At 66.5% G+C, this 18,921-nt stretch carries 12 protein-coding genes, 1 tRNA gene and 1 pseudogene; 9 read left to right on the plus strand and 5 right to left on the minus strand.

The genetic code is table 11. The annotated features are described in order from the left end of the window. Positions 1 to 55: 55 nt before the first annotated feature. The 4 genes from E3N86_RS12580 (at position 56) to E3N86_RS12595 (ending at position 7,831) form a co-directional block, all read left to right on the plus strand. Positions 56 to 4,792, plus strand: a complete 4,737-nt coding sequence (locus E3N86_RS12580) for an ExeM/NucH family extracellular endonuclease (RefSeq protein WP_134512093.1) — start codon at positions 56 to 58, stop codon at positions 4,790 to 4,792. A 139-nt stretch (positions 4,793 to 4,931) separates the two neighbouring features. Then, positions 4,932 to 5,564 (plus strand): hypothetical protein, encoded by a 633-nt coding sequence (locus E3N86_RS12585; RefSeq protein WP_134372708.1) that lies wholly within the window; start codon positions 4,932 to 4,934, stop codon positions 5,562 to 5,564. 89 nt (positions 5,565 to 5,653) lie between these two features. Beyond that, entirely contained in the window at positions 5,654 to 6,079 is a 426-nt protein-coding gene (locus E3N86_RS12590; RefSeq protein WP_241986082.1) for a dehydrogenase, read from the plus strand. A gap of 156 nt (positions 6,080 to 6,235) precedes the next feature. Further along, positions 6,236 to 7,831, plus strand: a complete 1,596-nt coding sequence (locus E3N86_RS12595) for a GGDEF domain-containing protein (protein ID WP_134420417.1) — start codon at positions 6,236 to 6,238, stop codon at positions 7,829 to 7,831. A 121-nt stretch (positions 7,832 to 7,952) separates the two neighbouring features. Here the strand turns inward: E3N86_RS12595 and radA are convergent, their stop codons facing one another. Together radA and E3N86_RS12605 are read right to left on the minus strand one after the other, a co-directional pair. Continuing rightward, entirely contained in the window at positions 7,953 to 9,317 is a 1,365-nt protein-coding gene (gene radA, locus E3N86_RS12600) for a DNA repair protein RadA (protein WP_104102393.1), read from the minus strand. 9 nt (positions 9,318 to 9,326) lie between these two features. Then, entirely contained in the window at positions 9,327 to 10,238 is a 912-nt protein-coding gene (locus E3N86_RS12605) for an SGNH/GDSL hydrolase family protein (protein WP_241973066.1), read from the minus strand. A gap of 131 nt (positions 10,239 to 10,369) precedes the next feature. On the opposite strand from E3N86_RS12605, the gene E3N86_RS12610 reads away from it, so the two are divergent. After that, positions 10,370 to 10,459: transfer RNA gene (locus tag E3N86_RS12610), tRNA-Ser, on the plus strand. A 1,567-nt stretch (positions 10,460 to 12,026) separates the two neighbouring features. Here E3N86_RS12610 and E3N86_RS12615 read toward each other — a convergent pair. Both E3N86_RS12615 and E3N86_RS12620 read right to left on the minus strand, forming a co-directional pair. Beyond that, positions 12,027 to 12,728, minus strand: coding sequence for a cache domain-containing protein (locus tag E3N86_RS12615; RefSeq protein ID WP_134372586.1), 702 nt, complete (start codon positions 12,726 to 12,728; stop codon positions 12,027 to 12,029). Between the two features lie 82 nt (positions 12,729 to 12,810). Next, a complete protein-coding gene (locus E3N86_RS12620) occupies positions 12,811 to 13,575 on the minus strand; it encodes a FadR/GntR family transcriptional regulator (RefSeq protein ID WP_241986096.1) in 765 nt (254 codons plus the stop codon). A 140-nt stretch (positions 13,576 to 13,715) separates the two neighbouring features. On the opposite strand from E3N86_RS12620, the gene E3N86_RS12625 reads away from it, so the two are divergent. From E3N86_RS12625 to E3N86_RS12640, 4 genes are all read left to right on the plus strand, one after another. Further along, positions 13,716 to 14,789, plus strand: coding sequence for an ABC transporter ATP-binding protein (locus E3N86_RS12625; RefSeq protein WP_134372583.1), 1,074 nt, complete (start codon positions 13,716 to 13,718; stop codon positions 14,787 to 14,789). 58 nt (positions 14,790 to 14,847) lie between these two features. Next, complete coding sequence (locus E3N86_RS12630) at positions 14,848 to 16,038, plus strand: extracellular solute-binding protein (RefSeq protein WP_134512095.1); 1,191 nt, start codon at positions 14,848 to 14,850, stop codon at positions 16,036 to 16,038. Between the two features lie 211 nt (positions 16,039 to 16,249). Continuing rightward, on the plus strand, positions 16,250 to 17,050 hold the full coding sequence (locus tag E3N86_RS12635) for an ABC transporter permease (protein ID WP_370295493.1): 801 nt from the start codon (positions 16,250 to 16,252) through the stop codon (positions 17,048 to 17,050). A gap of 9 nt (positions 17,051 to 17,059) precedes the next feature. Beyond that, complete coding sequence (locus tag E3N86_RS12640) at positions 17,060 to 17,869, plus strand: ABC transporter permease (protein ID WP_134372577.1); 810 nt, start codon at positions 17,060 to 17,062, stop codon at positions 17,867 to 17,869. Positions 17,870 to 17,990: 121 nt separating this feature from the next. On the opposite strand, the pseudogene E3N86_RS12645 reads toward E3N86_RS12640, so the two are convergent. After that, positions 17,991 to 18,545: pseudogene (locus E3N86_RS12645) on the minus strand (recombinase family protein); the annotation flags it as partial. Positions 18,546 to 18,921 lie beyond the last annotated feature (376 nt).

Genomic DNA, 18,921 nt, shown 5'->3' on the forward strand with positions numbered 1-18,921 from the left:
ACACCGCGTCCGTAGCATGGCGATCACTGTCGATCGTTAATAGCTGAGGAAAACTATGTCGCCTGCACCGAACAGCCGTCTGAAACTGGCTTTTTCTGCTCTACTCGGAGTGGGGCTGGTCGCCAGCCCCCTGGTGGCCCTGCCCGCCTTCGCCGACGTCGGCGGCACCGGGGTCGTGATCAACGAGGCCTACCTGAACGGCGGCAGCACGGGAGCGACCTACCTCAACAAGTTCGTCGAGCTCTACAACCCCACGGACGCTGCCGTCTCCCTCGACGGCACCTCGCTGCAGTATCGGTCGGCCACAGGCGCGGCGAACCCGTCCGGCACGCTTGCACTGAGCGGCTCGATCCCCGCCAAGGGGTACTACCTGGTGCAGGGAACGGCCAACTCGACCAGCGGCGCGGCGCTGCCCACCCCCAACGCCACCCTCGGCTTCTCTTTCGGCGGCGGAGGCGGAACCCTCTTCCTCGCCAGCCAGGCCACGCAGCTGACGGCCCCGGCCACGGGATCCCTCCTCAATGCCCCGGGCGTCATCGACCTACTCGGCTACGGCACGTCGCTCACGTTCGAGACCACGGTGGCGTCCGCCGCATCCGTCACCACCGCGCTCACCCGCGCCACGGGCCTCGACACTGACGTCAACTCGGCCGACTTCATCGTCGCGGCTCCCACCCCGACGAACGCCGCAGGCGAGGCCGCGGCGACCCCGGTCGACCCGACCGCGACGCCCACCCCGACGCCCACCGCGACGACTCCGCCCGTGCCTGCCGCCGCCCTTGCGATCAACGAGATCCAGGGCTCCACGGATGCCGGCGCCCAGACCGGCAAGGTCGTCACGACGACCGGCGTCGTCACCGCCACATATCCCACGGGCGGTTTCAAAGGCTTTTACCTGCAGACCCCCGGCACCGGCGGCGCGGTCGACCTGACCACGCACACCGCGTCCGACGGCCTCTTCGTCTACACGAACGCACTGGCCGCCCCGGTCACGGCAGGCGACTACGTCTCCGTCACCGGCACCGCGAGCGAGTTCTTCGGCCTCACCCAGATCACGATCACCGCGCTCAGCGACGTGACCGCGTTGGACAAGGCCGGGATCGTCGGCCCGGTGCCGGCCACGGTCGGCCTCCCGTCAACGGATGCCGCACGTGAGTCTCTCGAGGGCATGCTCGTCTCCCCGCAGGGCGACTTCACCGTCACCAACAACTACGCGACCAACCAGTACGGCGAGATCGGCCTCGCGGCCGGAACCACCCCGCTCGTCGGCCCGACCGTCACCGCCCGCCCGGGAACGGACGCGTACACCGCGGCCGTCGCCGGCAATAAGGCGCGCGCGGTCACCCTCGACGACGGCGCCACCACCAACTTCTTGTCCAGCATCAACAAGGACAAGCCCGTCCCCTACCTTTCGACGACCAGCCCGGTGCGCATCGGCGCGGCCGTCACGTTCGCGACGCCGGTCATCCTCGACTTCCGCAACAGTGCCTGGAAGTTCCAGCCGACCACCGAACTGGTGCCTGCGACCGCCGCAGCCGTGCAGCCCGCAACCTTCGCCGACACCCGCACCGCGGCACCTCGATCGGTGGGCGGCGACATCCGTCTGGCCACCTTCAACGTGCTCAACTACTTCGCCACCACCGGGGACTCGATCACCGGCTGCAGCTACTACACCGACCGGGCCGGCACGCCGATCACGGTCAACAGCGGATGCGACGCCCGCGGCGCGGCCACCCAGGTCAGCTTCGAGCGCCAGCAGGCAAAGATCGTCTCGGCGATCAACGCCCTCGACGCCCACGTCATCACGCTGGAAGAGATCGAGAACTCGGCCCGCTTCGGCAAGGACCGCGACTTCGCCCTCGCCAACCTCGTCACCGCCCTGAACACCGACGCGGGCAGCCCGGTTTGGGCGTTCGTACCCTCACCGGCCGCCCTCCCCGCCAGCGAAGATGTCATCCGCACCGCATTCATCTACAAGACCGCCGCGGTCGAAACCGTCGGCGGATCGACCATCTTCGACGACGCCGCGTTCGTGAACGCCCGCCAGCCGCTCGCCCAGGCGTTCCAGTTGGTCGGCGACGCCGGCAGCAGCTTCCTCGCGATCGTCAACCACTTCAAGTCGAAGGGTTCCGGAACCGGCGCCGACGCCAACACCGGCGACGGCCAGGGAGCCTCGAACCTGTCCCGTGTGAACCAGGCGACCGCGCTCGTCAAGTTCGCCGACACGCTGAAGACCAGTACCGGCATCGCGCGCGTCTTCCTCACCGGTGACTTCAACGCCTACGACCAGGAAGACCCGATCAAGGTCATCACCGACGCGGGCTACCTCAGCCAGGAGGCCAAGACCGGCGAGTACACCTACGCGTTCGGTGGCACCGTCGGCTCGCTCGACCACGTGTTCGCGTCACCCGAGGCAAATGCCGCGGTCACCGATGTGGACGTCTGGAACATCAACTCGGTCGAGTCCGTTGCGCTCGAGTACAGCCGCTACAACAACAACGTCACCGACTTCTACGTGGCCGACGCGTTCCGCTCGTCGGACCACGACCCGGCGATCGTCGGGTTGGACCTCGCCAGCCCCACCGACGTCGACATCAACCTGCTCAACATCAACGACTTCCACGGGCGCATCGACGGCAACACGGTGAAGTTCGCCGGAACGATCGAGCAGCTCCGCGCGGAATACGGAGACGCGTCCACTTTGTTCCTCTCCGACGGTGACAACATCGGCGCCTCCCTGTTCGCCTCGGCGTCGCAGGGCGACAGGCCCACCATAGACGTGCTGAACGCGCTCGGCCTCAAGACCTCGGCCGTGGGCAACCACGAGTTCGACCAGGGCTTCGCCGACCTCACCGGGCGCGTCGCCGACGCCGCCGACTTCGACTACCTCGGCGCGAACGTCTACCTGCTCGGAACGACGACCCCGGCGATGCAGGAATATGCGATCTTCGACGTCGACGGCGTCTCGGTCGGTGTGATCGGCGCCGTCACCAAGGAGACCCCGGCGCTGGTGTCGCCGAACGGGATCGCCAGCCTGAGCTTCGGTGACCCGGTAGCCGCGGTCAACCGGGTCTCGGCCCAGCTCACCGACGGTGACCCGGCCAACGGCGAAGCCGACGTGCTGATCGCCGAGTACCACGAGGGTGCCAGCGCCGGAACGCCGGACAACGCGACCCTCGAGCAGGAACTCGCCCTCACCGACAGTGCGTTCGCAGTGATCGTCACGCAGACCTCAGCCGAAGTCGACGCGATCTTCACCGGCCACACGCACAAGCAATACGCGTGGAACGCACAGCTGCCCGGTGCGCCCGCCGGCATCACCCGCCCGGTGCTTCAGACCGGCAACTACGGTGAGAACATCGGCCAGGTCGTGCTGAACTACGACATTGCCTCCGGTGACACCACGACCGTGAAGAACCAGAACGTCAAGCGCTCGGTCACCGCCGACGCCACCCTGGTCGCCGCCTACCCGCGGGTCGCCTTGGTGAAGACAATCACGGATGCCGCGCTCGCCCAGGCGGCCGTCATCGGCAACCAGCCGATCGGCTCCGTCACCGCCGACATCACCCGCGCCTGCCTCGGTGGCACCGCACCGTGCGCGGAGAACCGGGCCGCACCATCGGCGATGGGCACCTTGGTGGCCAACTCGCTGCGCGAATCGCTGGCTGACCCGCTCAAGGGCGGCGCCGAAATCGGCGTGGTCAACCCCGGCGGCATGCGCGCCGAGCTGCTACTCGCACCGGACGGCGTCGTCACCTACGCCGAGGCCAACGCGGTGCTGCCGTTCCTGAACAACCTGTGGACGACCAGCCTCACCGGGGCCCAGTTCAAGACGGTTCTGGAGCAGCAGTGGCAGCGTGACGCGGCCGGCAACATTCCGAGCCGTCCATACCTGCAGCTGGGCCTCTCCGACAACGTCAACTACACGTTCGACGCGAGCCGGACCGAGGGTGACCGCATTACGGGCATCTGGATCAACGGCTCGGCAATCGACCCGGCGCGCTCCTACCGGGTGGGCTCGTTCAACTTCTTGCTCACCGGAGGCGACAACTTTCGGGAGTTCAAGAACGGAACGGGCACGCGCGACTCCGGTCTCGTCGACCGGGACGCGTGGATCTCCTACATCACGGCCAAGAGCCCGCTGACGCCGTCGTTCGCCACCCGCCAGGCCAGTGTCACGGGTGTCCCGACCGTGGCGGTCGAGCGCGGCGCCTCGGTCACGTTCACCGTGGGCAACCTGAACCTGAGCTCGCTCGGCGCGCCGAAGAACACGGCAATGTCGTTGGTCTGGGCCGGCAGCAGTGCCGGACTGGGAACGGCAGCCGTTGACGCAACGGGTGCGGCGACGGTCACCGTCACGGTGCCGCAGGATGCCGCGGCGAACAGCGTGCTCGAACTCACCACCACGGAGTCAGGCACGATCGTGCGGGTGCCGATCACGGTCGTTGTGCCGGTTCCGCCGACGACTGAACCGGTCGCCGCCAGCCCGAAGGCGCTGACCAAGGCACTCAAGAACGCGATCGTCACGGACGCGGCCACGTATGCCGTGGGTGCCCCGGTCACGGTCGACGTCGGAGTGGCGCGTGCCGGTGAGTTCGTCTCCGTATCGCTGCAGTCCAAGCCAGTGGAGAACCTGGGCGGCTGGCTGCTGGTGAACGCGCAGGGTGAGGTCAGAACGACCCTGCCGGCCGACACCCGTGCGGGCAAGTACAAGCTGGTCGTGCAGGACGAGAACGATAACGTGCTCGGCTGGACCGAGATCAGGGTCGACAAGGCGCCGCGCGGCCGGTAGTACCGCCCGGAGCAAACCGGACCGGCGCGGAACCGAGCCTCTCGAGGTCGGCCGCGCCGGTTCGGCGTTTCCCGCCCAACACGCGCACGACACGCACAGCATTGCCGGCGGCGCCGGTATACCTCGCTAGCCTTGGGTAATGTCGACGATCAAACATCCGGTCGGCCCCCAGTCCAGCAAGGTGTACTGGCGCCGTCGTCTCGTGGTGGGCCTCGGCCTGCTCATCGTGCTCGCCCTCCTCATCCTGGTCATCTCGTCCATCGTGCGCCCGGCCGCCGGCACCGGTGTGCCCGACAGCACTCCGGCGCCCGCGGCCGAGGCGGCCGGAGCGGAGGTCTCCGCCTCCGACCCGGCGGCCGACCCGGCCGCGTGCGACCCCGCATCCGTGCAGATCGAAGCGACCACCGACGCGGTCAGCTACGAACCGGGGGCGCAGCCGATGCTCTCGCTCAGCGTCACCAACATCGGCGACGTGCCGTGCGTGCTGAACGCGGGTACGGCGACGCAGGTGTTCACGGTGTCGAGCGGCACGGATGTCTACTGGACGTCGACCGACTGCCAGCAGGAGCCAGGCGACGCCGACGTCAGCCTGCAGCCGGGTGAACCCGTGAGTTCCGGCGAAGCGATCGCCTGGGATCGCACCCGTTCGAACCCGGACACCTGCGGCGAAGCCAGCCGCGATGCCGCGCCGGCCGGCGGAGCGGCCTACAACCTGACCGTGAGCGTCGACGGCATCGAGTCGGTGAACCCGAAGCAGTTCTTCCTCTCCTGATACCGGCCCGGCCGCCGTTCGCTCGTGGCGTGCCCCCCAAGGGTCGGATTCGGCGTGTCACTACCGCGCCAACTGGTTGAATGGAAGCCGTGACTGACGCTACTCCACCGACGCATTCCCCTGCCCTCGCTGCCGCTCTGGCCGCCCAGGATGTGGTCGCTGTGGCCTATGCCCTGCGCAACGACGTGATGATCGTGCCACAGCTGGTCGTCAACGGGCAGGCGGAACAGGTGCGGGTCTTCGGCCGTGAAGGCACCGACCGCCGGATGCTGCTGCTCTTCTCCTCCGCCGAGAACTACGCCCGCATGGTTCCCGACGAGATCGATCCGCAGATCATGGTCGGTGACGCACAGTGGCTTCGCGAATTCCTCACCGTGCACCAGCAGGTGCTCGAGATGGTGTTCTTCGACGTCGCCGGTCCCCATGTCATGCAGGCCGCACCGGCGGACCTGATGCGCGCCCTCGGCTCGCTGCCCGGCGAGGAAGTAACCGGCACGAGCGAACCCGGCCGGTAGCGCCCGACTGACCCCCTCAGGCTGGGGGTCCCCAGACCCCCGGCCGCGGAGTCGGCCCGCGCTAGGCTGGCGCTAGACAGTGTTCGGCCCGCTCCCGAAGCGGAATCCGACGGACTTTTCACGGTCAGCATTCAGCCTGTCAGGGAGCAGGTCAATGTGGTGGAGACCGAACAGGGTCTGACCGACGCCCGCCTCGCGGGCGTCGAGCGACAGTACTGGATCGACCGCAATGTCGCCCTCCAGGATGCCGAGGCCTGGCTCGCCGAGTTCGGCGACGGGGAGCACGGAGCGACTGCGCGACGGCTGCAGGTTGTCGTCGCGGCTGTGCGCATCCGTCGCGGCGACCCGAGTCAGAGCGCCGTTGACGTGCAACAGATCCTGAGCTGGGCGGAGCAGCACGGCGAGCTCGCCCTGCAGTCGCGCTGTCACGACGTGCTCGGTTCCGTGTTCGAGATGGTGGGCGACCGCGCCCTGGCCCTGGAACACGCCGTCGCCGCGAACGACCTGCTCGAGGAGTCGGAGGTTCCACTCATGCGTGCAGCCGCCCGCAAGTGCCTGGCCGACGCGCTCGGCTCGGCCGGGTCCCTCGACGAGGCGCGCCGCCGATACGACGATGCCCTCCGCCTCGTGATCGATGACCCCGAGACCATCATCCGCTACAACATCCTGAACAATCTCGCCTACACCGAATACCTGGCCCACAACCAGGTCGAGGCCCTCGCGGCCGTGGAACAGCTGATCGGCCTGTCCGAGGTGGGCGACCGACAGATCGGCATGTACGCCCTCGACACGGTCGCGCGCGTCTACCTGACGGCGGGGCGGCTGGACGAGGCGGAAGCGAAGCTGCTGCCGGCTATGGACCCGGCCGTGGGCAACCTGCATCCCGACGGGTCCGCAGTGGCCCTGGTCACGCTGGCCGAGATCTATCGCACGCAGGGCAATCTGGCCCGAGCGCAGACCGTCATCGACCGGTGCCGCGAGCTGTCCCAGCGGTTCGGGCTCACCCGCTGGTCGACGGAAGCGGCAAGGGAGCAGGCCGAGATCCATGCGGCCAACGGCGATTTTCGCGCCGCGTTCGAGGCGTACCGGCACTTCCACGAACAGTCCGAGGCGCTCGGTGCGAGCGAGAACGAGTCGCGCGGGCGCATCCTCGAGGCCATGTTCCAGACCGCGGAGTCCCGCCGAGAGAGCGAGCGGTACCGAGAGCTGGCTGAGCGCGATCCGCTCACCGGGCTGCACAACCGCCGGTTCGTCGACGAACATCTCAGCGCCGCGCTGATGCGCCTGCGCGAGGGTGGGCCGAGCGTGGCCATCGCCATGGTCGACCTCGATCACTTCAAGCGCATCAACGACACGCTGTCGCATGAGGTCGGCGACACTGTGCTCCGCGAGGTGGGCAGCATCCTGATCGCCGCTGCGGCATCCGCGGCCGACGGCATCGCCGCACGCTTGGGCGGCGAGGAATTCCTGCTGATCATGCCGGGGATTGACGCCACCGAGGCGCACCGGCGTTTCGAGGCGGTCTGCCGCTCGATCGCTGATCACGACTGGTCGCCGATCACCGGCGCCCTGCCGGTGACCGCGAGTCTCGGGATTGCCCTGGCGCCTGCCGACGGCCAGCAGAGCTCGGACCTGCTGCGCGCCGCCGATGTGCGTCTGTACGTGGCCAAACGCGACGGTCGCAATCGGGTCGTTCACGCCGCCATCGTCTCCACGTCGACCCCGGAGGCGGAACTGCTCGAGGCCCGATGATCACGGTGGGTCGGGCTTCCCGCTGGTCGAGCGCCCGGTGGTTGAGCTTGTCGAGACCCCGGTGACCCGAACCTGCCGCTCGCCCGGGACATCCGTGGCGGCCCGCGCCGGATGTTCCCTGCTAGAACGCGCGGTCGAGCTCGGCGTCCCGTGCGGACTGGCCGGTCGCGATCGCCGCGGCGACCGCGGTGCCGATCGCGCCGGCCTCGGCATCGAGTCGGATGGTGAAGCCGAGCCGGGCGGCCTCGGCTGCGCGCAGCTTGGCCGCTGACACCGGTCGCACCTCGCCGGCGAGGCTGATCTCGCCGAACGCCACGGCCCCTTGAGCGATCGGCTTGTCCTTGAACGCGGACGCGATGGCGAGGGCGATGGCGAGGTCGGCGGCCGGTTCGGTGAGACGGATGCCGCCTACGGTCGACACGTAGACATCCATGCTGCCAAGCCCCGACAGGCTCGCCCGGCGCTCGAGCACCGCGAGGAGCATCGCCACCCGTGAGGAGTCCACCCCGTTGGTGACGCGGCGGGGGTTCGGGGCCTGGGTCTTGATCACCAGAGCCTGCACTTCGACCGGCATCGCCCGGCGGCCCTCGAGTGCCACCGTGACGCAGGTGCCGGACACGGGGGTGGAGCCGCGGCTGAGGAACAGCGCGCTCGGGTCGGGCACCTCGGCGATGCCGTCGCCGGTCATCTCGAAGCAGCCCACCTCGTCGGTCGAGCCGAACCGGTTCTTGAGCGCCCGCACGAAGCGCAGCGCGCTCTGCCGGTCGCCCTCGAACTGGCACACTACGTCGACAAGGTGTTCGAGCAGGCGGGGGCCGGCGATCGAGCCGTCTTTGGTGACGTGCCCGACGAGCAGGATGGGCAGGTTGCGGTCTTTGGCCACCCGGATCAGCGTGGAGGCCACCTCCCGCACCTGGCTGGGCATGCCCGCGAGGCCGTCGGAGAGTGAGCTGGCCACCGTCTGCACCGAGTCGACGATGACGAGGTTGGGTTGAATGGCGTCGATCTGGCCGAGGATGGTGGCCAGGTCGGTCTCGGCGGCGATGTACAGCTCGGGTTGCAGCGCCCCGGTGCGCTCGGCGCGCAACCGCACCTGGCTGACCGATTCCTCGGCGCTGACGTAGAGCACGCGGGACTTGGCGGCCGCTGCCTTGGAGGCCACCTCGAGCAGCAGTGTCGACTTGCCGACGCCGGGCTCGCCGCTGAGCAGGATGACCGAGCCAGGCACGATGCCGCCACCCAGCACCCGGTCGAACTCGGCGATGCCGGTAGGCCAGTGCGAGACGGCCGTGGTGTCGACGTGAGTGATCGGGCGGGCGACGCCCGCGCCGGTGACGCTGGCCGGCTTGAGCGCGCGGGCCAGGCTCGCCTTCTCGGTGGTGTCCACCACGGTGCCCCACTGCTGGCATTCGCCGCAGCGGCCTGCCCACTTCAGGGTGGTCCAGCCACACTCGGTGCAACGGAAGGAGGAAACGGGTCTGGCCATTCTGCGAGCCTAGCTCGGGCCGCTGACACCACCCGATTCCGAAGTGTTCGCCACCGGAGTCGACGCGGGTTCCGGCGTGGGGGAGGGCCGGCTGGCCGGCACGGCCGAGGGCAGGCCGGCAGGCGCGTTGGGGGCATTCGGCCCGGCCAGGTCGGCAGGCCGGATGCCCCGCACCAGATGAGCGCTCAGCGCCGGAACGAACGCCTCGGCCCAGGCCCGGTAGCCGCGGTTATTGGGGTGGAACAGGTCGCCCGCGACGTGCGTGGCGACGCTGCGCAGCCCGAGCCGCTTCGTCGTGGCGTGGAGCGGCACCACGCGTAGCTGGTACTCCGCGGCCACCTGGCGGATGATGCGGTTGGCGACGGCGACCATCCGTTCGTTGCGGGGCAGGTGGAAGCAGGGCAGGTCGGCGACCAGGGCGTGCGGGGGCAGCGCCGCGCAGACCTGCCGGATGCCGGCCTCGAAGACGGCGGCGTCCCAGAGGGCGATGTCGTTGGCGCCGATCGCGACCGTGACGATGTCCGGGGTGAGCTTCGCGAACGTGGGCAGCTGGTCGCGCACAGCCATTTCGACGGTGGCGCCCGACACGCTCAGGTTCACCACGCGCACCGAGCGGCCGGTGGAGAGACGGATGTGGTCGGTCAGGATTCCGACATAGCCGCGGTGCGGGGAACTCGCCCCGATCCCCTGCGCGGCACTGTCTCCGATGACGGCGTAGATCAGCTCGCCCTTGTCTTTCGCGCGGGCGCGCCACCAGAGAGAGTGCACCGGCAGGGTCTCATTGAGAATCACCGAGCTCTCGGCGATGCGACGCTGGAAGCCCCGGTAATTGACCACGGCGGCGGCGCCGAGGCCGGCCGCTGTGGCCAGGGTTCCGGCAGTGAGGGCAAGGGAACGGAGCCTGTGGTTCACGGTGATCACCCGGTGAGAATACCGCTTCGTGCTGGGTTCTCGTCGTTCAGGGCCGTTCGGGGCCGTTCAGGGCCGTTCAGACACGGATGTTCGCCGCCGCGATTCGCGCAAGGCCCCCGATTTCAACTAAACTCTCCCTCGGTACCGTGTCCGAGCGGCCGAAGGTGCAACTCTCGAAAAGTTGTGTGGGGGAGACTCCACCGTGGGTTCAAATCCCACCGGTACCGCCACAGAAAACCCTCTGCAGCCCTGTGTTTCACTGGGACTCAGGGGGTTTTTTCTCGCCGGGATTTCCCCAGCGGTAACGCAGCGGTAACGGAACATCTGTGAGCGGGTGTGAGCAAGTGCGAGTTGAGGCATGCGGTGGATGGTGACGCACGTGACTGCCGGGTGGCCCGCACCTTCCTGGCGACGATCTCCATGGTGCGCTGTGGCGGCTCGAGAGCAGTCGAATCGACGTCCTCGCATCGGTCACGGCGAGCCCGGTGCGCTGCCGGTGAGCGCGGGGGGATACGCGTCCTCGACACGCCCGACGTGTCTGGGAATAAGCTGTGTGGCCGCTATCTCCGAAATGCACATATACACATTCACCCTCGCCGGTACGTGTACGTGTACGTGTCCGGAAGCGGTGCGACCCATACGAGACAAGGGGAGCGGGCATATCCAGCTTCAACGGTCGTACACATTCTCGCGGCGACAACCCAAGTTCAGGACCCCCCCCGGGCGCGCACAGATTCAAGGGAGTTGGGAGGAGAGTGCACATCTGTACACATACTTATCGTGGGCGCGAGCAGAGTCGCTAGGATTGTCGATCCGGCGGTACAAACGGCAGAAGCGGTCCGTCCACCCGAGATCCGCGTAAATCCGCGGAGGTTAAGGGAAATTCGCAGGGTTTTCGATTTTTCAAAAGCGGTACATCGCCGGTGCTTTTCCGGAGGGCTCGCGCCTGACGCACGACGACCGCCACGTCTGAACGCATGATGTGCTAACAAACTGCTCTTAAGGCAGGGAGCCGGAGCCACCGGAACTTAGTCGCACTATCAGAGGCGAGTGCCGTCGTTCTTGTTCCAATCTGGAGGCCACTCCTCGCGCGCAGCGTCCACCCACTCCGGTGACCTGTCTGGCCAACCTGTCGGCAGTGTGTCCCTTTGAACGTAGTAATGGCTTCGGTGCTCCGCGCCGTCCGTCCCCAGCACAGCTCCCCCAGGAGTGCGGCGCCAGGCGCGCCATACTTGTCCTCGCTCGGCGGTCTCGACCACGAATCGAAGATCAAGTCCGCCAAAAAGCACTTCGCCGCGATCGGCATCGACGACTACGCAAAGTCGAGCCCGGAGAATTGGAATCTGTGATGCATATGCGCCGGCGTCGATCGATTTGAAGGGTGATTCCCCGCTAGCTGTTTGCATAGTCATTGCCGGTTTGCTGCCCGAGTAACCAGAGACGGGCCTCCGCGAATTTCCCTGTTCTGATGTGCTCAAGACTCGTTGCCAGAATCAAACGTTGCCAGCGGAGCGCTACCGGGATTGAAGCTCAGGTTGGGCGATCCTCATGCCAATCTGGGTACACCCCAACGGGACGTCAGGTGCACCTTCCGATGCCGTCCGGATAGGGTCTGATTCGCGATGGTTGGCAGCCCTGATCGCTCGGTCTAAGAGGTGGTTGTTTTTCTGCGTGGCCTAGCGGCCGAGTAATCGGTTCCTGGGAGCCCGCGATTGCAGGCGAGTCGGGTTGTGGGCGTCGCGAGAATCCATCGATCTGGCGGATGCCGCATTGGACTGGGTCGTGTCGTCGACGCGCTTAGATGAGTACGATCTCGAGCGGCGTGCGCGCACAGGGCACCCGCTCGGCGTTGCGATACCCGTCACTGCGTAGCGATTCCCCGGTTGCTAGGCGGCGGTTCGACGACACCACGACTCGGCCGGCGCTATTGATGATGGTGATGGCGGAACCGAGCGCTGCGAGTTGGGGCGTGAGATCGCGCTCGACGGTGTCGATGAGTAGGTCGAGTCCACTGACGCCGACGAATTCGTCGTCGATTCGCACCGGTGCGGCCACAGTGATCGTGTACTCATCGCTGCACAGGTAGTCGACATAGGGCCCCGCGACGTGGGCTTGGTTGGTGAGCATGGGAACCCGATACCACTCGAGTTCGCTGTAGTCGATGTTGCCCTTGTTGATCGCCTGGTTGGCTAGGGTCAGTCGGGCACGCTGTGGTCCCTGCCACCAGGCGAGGTGGCTGGGAGCGTCGGCGAGTGAGTCGTGGGCGGCGATGAAGCCCGCGCCGTAGACGGAGATGCCGGGAGTGTCGAGGGTTTGGCGGGCGTAGGGCGCCACTAACTCGTCGAGTCGCGATGTGGTGATCGGCCCGGTGCGCCGCGCCGCGGCGATGTCGACCGCAATGTCGAGCTGCCAAGCCTCCAGTGCATCGAGGGCGTCGGCGAAGTAGTCATCGACGGCTGCGACCGCTCGGGATGCGACCGTGGTGACTTCTGCCGTCATGGCAACCTCCTCGTTGCGAGTCGCGCCAGGGTGCGGATCCTGGGCGACTGGGTTATACAGTACCGGGGGAGAGCCCGCGCAGTCACGACCTGGCCAGTTCCGCCTGGCGGTCGATCAGTCGGTCCATGGCATCCGCGATCGATTCACGCACTTGGCGGGTCGCAGTAGCGGAGTCCGCGGCGGAGACGGCGTCGAGGACAGCGAGGAGTTGGCTGCGGCTGCGATCGCGATCGGCTTCGGATGCGTCGACGAGTGCGAGGAACGGCGAGAACTCCGCCTGCAGGCGCATTTGCTCGCGGGTGAGCCTGGCCGACTGGCTGAGCGCTGAGATCTCGAGGTGTGCGTCGTCGGCCAGTCGCCGCCATGTGAGCGGGTCGTTGCCGGTGTAGCGATCGAGCCGGCTGCGGATGCGCAAGACCTCGCTCGGATCGGCCCGTTGGGCGGCTAGGCCAACGCAGGCGCCCGTGACAGCGAGGTAGTGGGCGGCGAGGTCGCGGAGAGCGACCCGTGACATATCGCGAAGGGCTCGCAGGGCGAATTCGGCGGCGTCGGCAGTTTCGACGACGAAACTGCCGCCATTGCGTCCGCGTCGGGTGACGACGAGGTGACGTTCGCGCAGGGACTGTAGCGCCTCGCGAGCGGTTACCGGCGCGACGCCGAACAGCTTGGCCAACTCGGACTCGGCTGGGAGTTTCGTGCCGGGGGCCAGGACTCCGCCGGTGATCGCTTCGGCGATGCGGCGCTCCACCAGCGCCGCTCGCCCCGCGTCGCCGATGGGCTGGAACACGGCGCGCTGCAGACGTGAGGGCTCGCCCCGTCGGGAGGGCGTCGTCGTGGATGCGGGCACGGCCTCATTCTCCCTCACGCCGTGGGTGCCGCGACGGATGCGCCGCAAAGCAAAGTTAATCTGCTTGAAAAAAAACCTATGGAACTATAGGTTTATTCTCAACCTCTGAGACCACCGTCGTTCCAAGGAGTCATCGACCAATGACACAGTCTGGCCGCGCATTGCTGGAAGCAGCATCAGCGGCTTCCCCCACCCCCAAAGGCGTCAGCCTGCACGCCGTCACCAAGGTGTTCGGGGATGTCGTCGCCGTCGCAGAGCTCGACCTGGACGTTCACGCCGGGGAGTTCTTCTCCATGCTCGGGCCCTCCGGGTCAGGCAAGACCACGGTGCTGCGCATGATCGCCGGCTTCGAGGACGCCACGAGCGGCACCATCGAACTCGACGGCGTCGACGTCACCCGCATGGCCCCGTTCGACCGCAATGTGAACACGGTCTTCCAGGACTACGCGCTGTTCCCCCACCTGACGATCGCCGAGAATGTCGGCTATGGGCTGCGGGTGCGCAAGATGGGCAAGTCCGAAACGGCGGAACGGGTCGAGCGGGCCCTGCAGCAGGTACGTCTCGCGCACACCGCCGACCGCCTGCCCCACCAGCTCTCCGGCGGGCAGCGGCAGCGCATCGCGCTGGCCCGCGCACTCATCCTGCAACCCAGCGTGCTCCTGCTGGACGAGCCGCTCGGCGCTCTCGACAAGCAGCTGCGCGAAGAGATGCAGGTCGAGCTCAAGCAGATCCAGCGCGAGGTTGGTATCACCTTCATCTTCGTCACTCACGATCAGGAAGAGGCCCTCACCCTGAGCGACCGCGTCGCCGTGTTTAACAACGGCCGCATCGAACAGGTCGGTACGCCCAACGAGGTCTACGAATTTCCTCAGACCGCGTTCGTGGCCGGATTCCTGGGGATCTCGAACCTCATCGCCCCGGCCCACGCCAGCGTCATCAGCGGAATCGACAAGCTCATCAGCGTGCGCCCGGAACGGGTTCGACTCGCCGATGTGGCATCCGTCGTCGCCGCCGACGAGACCTCCGTGCTCGGCACCGTCTACGAAACCGTCTACACCGGCCCGGCAACGCGGTACATCGTCGAGACCGCCTCCGGCCTGCGCCTCACCGCCGAACGCCACAACGACCACCACCCCACAGCGGCGGCCGCCTTCGGCCGCGGAGACGCCGTGCGGGCCATTTGGAAGACCGACCACGTGTCCATCGTCCCCTGAGCCGACTACGACCCTCACGACGCACCATCCCTGCACCACGAATCACTAGGAGAGTTCCATGAAGAAGAAGTACATGCTGCTTCCCGCGATGGTGGCAGCGGCAACGCTGGTGCTCGTCGGCTGTAGCGGCACCGGCGACACGGCGACCGGCGACACGTCGGCCGGCGGCCTCAGTATCGACGTTCCCGACGTGCCCATGATGGACAAGCTCGGTAAGGCCGAGGGCGAGGTGAACATCGTCGCGTGGAGCGGATTCGTTGAGCCGGCATGGTCCGACGAGTTCACCGCAGAGACCGGATGCGTCGTCAACCGTCGTGTCGCCGGCACGAGCGACGAGATGGTCACGCTCATGCGCACCGGAGACTACGACCTCGTGTCGGCCTCCGGCGACGCGAGCCTGCGTCTGATCGCCGGTGGGGACGTCGCGCCGATCAACGTCGACCTGATCCCCAACTTCGGCGATGACATCGTCGAGGGAATGCAGGGCCAGATCTACGACACGATCAACGGCAAGAGCTACGGCGTTCCGATCGGCCGCGGTGCGAACATTCTGCAGTACAACAGCGAGATCGTCACCGAAGCGCCCACCAGCTGGGACGTCGTCTGGGAGGAAGACAGCCCCTATGCCGGCGAGATCATCGCCTATGACGCCCCGATCTACATCGCCGACGCAGCCGTCTACCTGATGACGCACGAACCCGATCTGGGCATCACCAACCCGTACGCGCTCGACCAGAAGCAGCTTGACGCCGCCATCGAGCTGCTCAAGACGCAGAACGGAATCGTCAGCGAGTACTGGGCCGACCCGGTCGCCCAGATCACCTCGTACGCCGGTGGAACGTCAGTCGTGGGCACCTCGTGGGAGATCCTGCGCAAGCTCACCGAGGACGAGAAGTTCAAGAGCGTGCTGCCCGAAGAGGGCTCCACCGGCTGGTCGGACGCCTGGATGATCTCCGCCGAGTCGAAGAACCCCAACTGCGGCTACCTGTGGATGGACTACACCAGCTCCGCCGAGGTCAACGGCGCGATCGCGATGGGCTTCGGCATGGCCCCGGCCAATGGCGCCTTCTGCGAGACCAGCGATGAGGCCGCAGCGCACTGCGAGTACTTCCACGCCACCGACGAGGAGTACTTCGAGAACGTCTGGTTCTGGACCACTCCACTCGAGCAGTGCATCGACGGACGCACCGACGTCATCTGCACCAACTTCCAGCAGTGGACGGATGCCTGGCTCACCGTCAAGAGCTAGTCACCTTCCGGTGGGGTCCCGACCGGGGCCCCACCGGCCCCCATCCGCATCCGCAAGCATCTAAGGAATCACCGTGACCAGCACAGTGCCCCGCGTCACGCCAGCCGAGCCAGGCCGCGTCCCGACACCCGGCCCGGGCCGGGTCCAGCCCGCCGGCAGCAAGCCCCTCTCGACCCGGCTCCACCGCAGCCCCCGGCTCCGGCTTCTCGGGCTGCTGGCCCTGCCCCTGACCTGGCTCGTCGGCGTCTACATCTTCTCCCTCGTGATGCTCCTGATCACCGCGTTCTGGCGCACCGACCCGTTCACCTCCAAGGTCATCCCGGGTTTCACCCTCGACAACTTCTTCCGGCTGGTCGAAAACCCCGCCTACCTCTCGACCTCGCTGCGAACACTGTCGATCGCGCTGCTGGTGACCCTGCTCAGCGTCGTATTCTCCATCCCGCTGGGCATCTTCATGGCCAAGGTGGCCTCGCCTTGGCTGCGTGCCTTCCTGGCCGTCGCCATCACTCTTCCACTCTGGGCGGGCTACCTGGTGAAGATCCTCGCCATGCGCATCACGTTCACCGAGAACGGCTTCTTCAACTCGGCCCTCGAACCCTTCGGCATCAGCGGTCCCGGATTCAGCTACACGACCGTGGTCCTCACCCTCACCTACCTCTGGTTCCCCTACATGGCGCTGCCTGTCTATACGGCGGTGCGCCAGATCCCGGCAAACCTCTTCGACGCCTCGGCCGATCTGGGCGCCCGAAGCTGGACCACCATCCGCACGGTCGTCGTTCCCCTTCTCAAGCCCGCCATTATCGCCGGCTCGATCTTCACCTTCTCGCTCAGCCTCGGCGACTATATCGCTGCGAAGTTCGTGGGCGGGACTACCCAGATGATAGGCAGCGTCATCGCCTCGAACATCAACCTCAACCCGCCAATCGCGGCCGCCTTCTCGGTCGTTCCCATCGTTTTCGTGCTGGTCTACCTGTTCGCCGTTCGCAAGTCCGGCGCACTGGACCGGATGTAGGAACCCGCCATGCTGAGACTCACCCGCGGAGCCAAGATCGGCCTCGGCGCCATCGTCGCCGTCGTGCTCGTGTTCATGTACATCCCCCTTTCCCTCGTCGTACTCAACTCGTTCAACGTCGCCCGGATCGCCACCTGGCCGGTGACGGACTTCTCGCTCAACTGGTGGGTGATCGCCTTCACCAGCGAGCCCATCCGTGCAGCCCTGCTCAACTCTGTCGTTGTCGGCCTCGGCGCCACCGCGATGGCACTGGTGCTCGGCACGCTCACCGCATTCGCGCTGCAGCGCTACAGCTTCTTCGGCAAGCAGACTGTCAACCTGCTCGTCGTGCTCCCCATCGCACTGCCCGGAATCGTCACCGGTGTGGCCCTGAGCAACACCTACAACAACCTCCTCGAACCCATCGGCATCCAGATCGGGTACTTCGGCATGATCGTGGCCCACGCCACCTTCTGCATGGTCATGGTCTTCAACAACGTACTCGCCCGACTGCGGCGAATGAGCCCGAACCTGCAGGAGGCCTCGATGGACCTCGGGGCCGGGCTCTGGCAGACCTTCAGAATCATCACCTTCCCCCAATTTCGCACCGCCTTCGTCGCCGGCGGCCTATTGGCGTTCGCCCTCAGTTTCGACGAGGTCGTGGTGACCATCTTCACGGCACCGCCGGGAGTAGACACGCTGCCGCTGTGGATCATGAACCAGATGGCCCGCCCCAACGAGGCCAGCGTTGTCAACGTTGTCGCCACCGTCATAATCCTTGCTTCGTTCATCCCCGTCTACGTGTCGCAGCGGCTCTCGCGCGCTGAAGAAGAAGACTGACCCCTCGACCCGGTCCAGAGCCGTTTCTTCCCGGCGCTCTGTGGCGGCGTTCCGTGATCGCTATTTGGTGGCGTCGCTTGTCAGGGTCTGGTCGGCGGATTGATCTGACAGTAATCCCAGGGCGCGCGCGGCGGTAGAAGGTCGCTCGGGACATTCCGTGGTCGAGCGCAACCTGCGCCGTTGTCTCGCCACCTTCTATAAGTCGGCGGGCGTTGCGAATTTGGCTGTCAGTGATGAGCTGCGGGCGGCCGCCCAGATCCTTGCCGGCGTCGCGGCGCTTGTTGATCGAGTCGACCACACGCTCTCGCTTGATTTCGTGTTCCATCTGACCGAGTGCCGCCATCATGGATCCCATCGGTGTGGCCGTATCGACATCGCCGCCGCCCAAGTTCAGTACGCGAAGGCCGGCACCTCGCCCGCGGAGCTCTTCGGCGAAAGCGAGCATGGTCTGCGTCGATCGGCCCAGCCGGTCCAGAGTCGTGATGACGAGCGTGTCGCCGACCTCGAGAGCGTCGCGCGCACGGTCGAAGTGGGGCCGTGATACTCGAGCGCCGGAGACCCCGTGGTCGACGTAGAGGTCGTCACGCCGGACGCTCGCCGCCAAGATGTCGACCTGTTGCCGGTCGGTGGATTGTTGGCGCGTCGATACTCGCGCGTAGCCGATCAGCTTCGTCACTCTGCTCCTGGTTGTTCATAACTAACGGTGAGTACCGTCATTCAATCAAGAGGTTATGCGACGTAGTTATGAGAATCGCCGCGCCGCGAGATTCCGGTGATCTGCAGAGACCCAAGAGGGGAGTCGTGAGACGTCCAATATCCCTAGGGATATAAGACACAACAGACCGTGCTCGAGCTCGTGCGTATGACGCCCCGTCCTCGGGGCCTAATATTGGGCGACTCGAACGGGCGCCGGCATATTCAGGCAGTGTCAGAATCGCCTGACTCCGATAGCTCGCGCATTGAAGGTCCGTCTCTCGACACCTAGAAGACTTAGGTCCAACACATACGTCTGCGTCGGACAAGCGTTCTCCATGTCTCGTGTTTTCCACCCG

This window comes from Cryobacterium sp. Hz7, from assembly GCF_004402815.1.
GTDB classification, from domain to species: Bacteria; Actinomycetota; Actinomycetes; order Actinomycetales; family Microbacteriaceae; genus Cryobacterium; species Cryobacterium sandaracinum.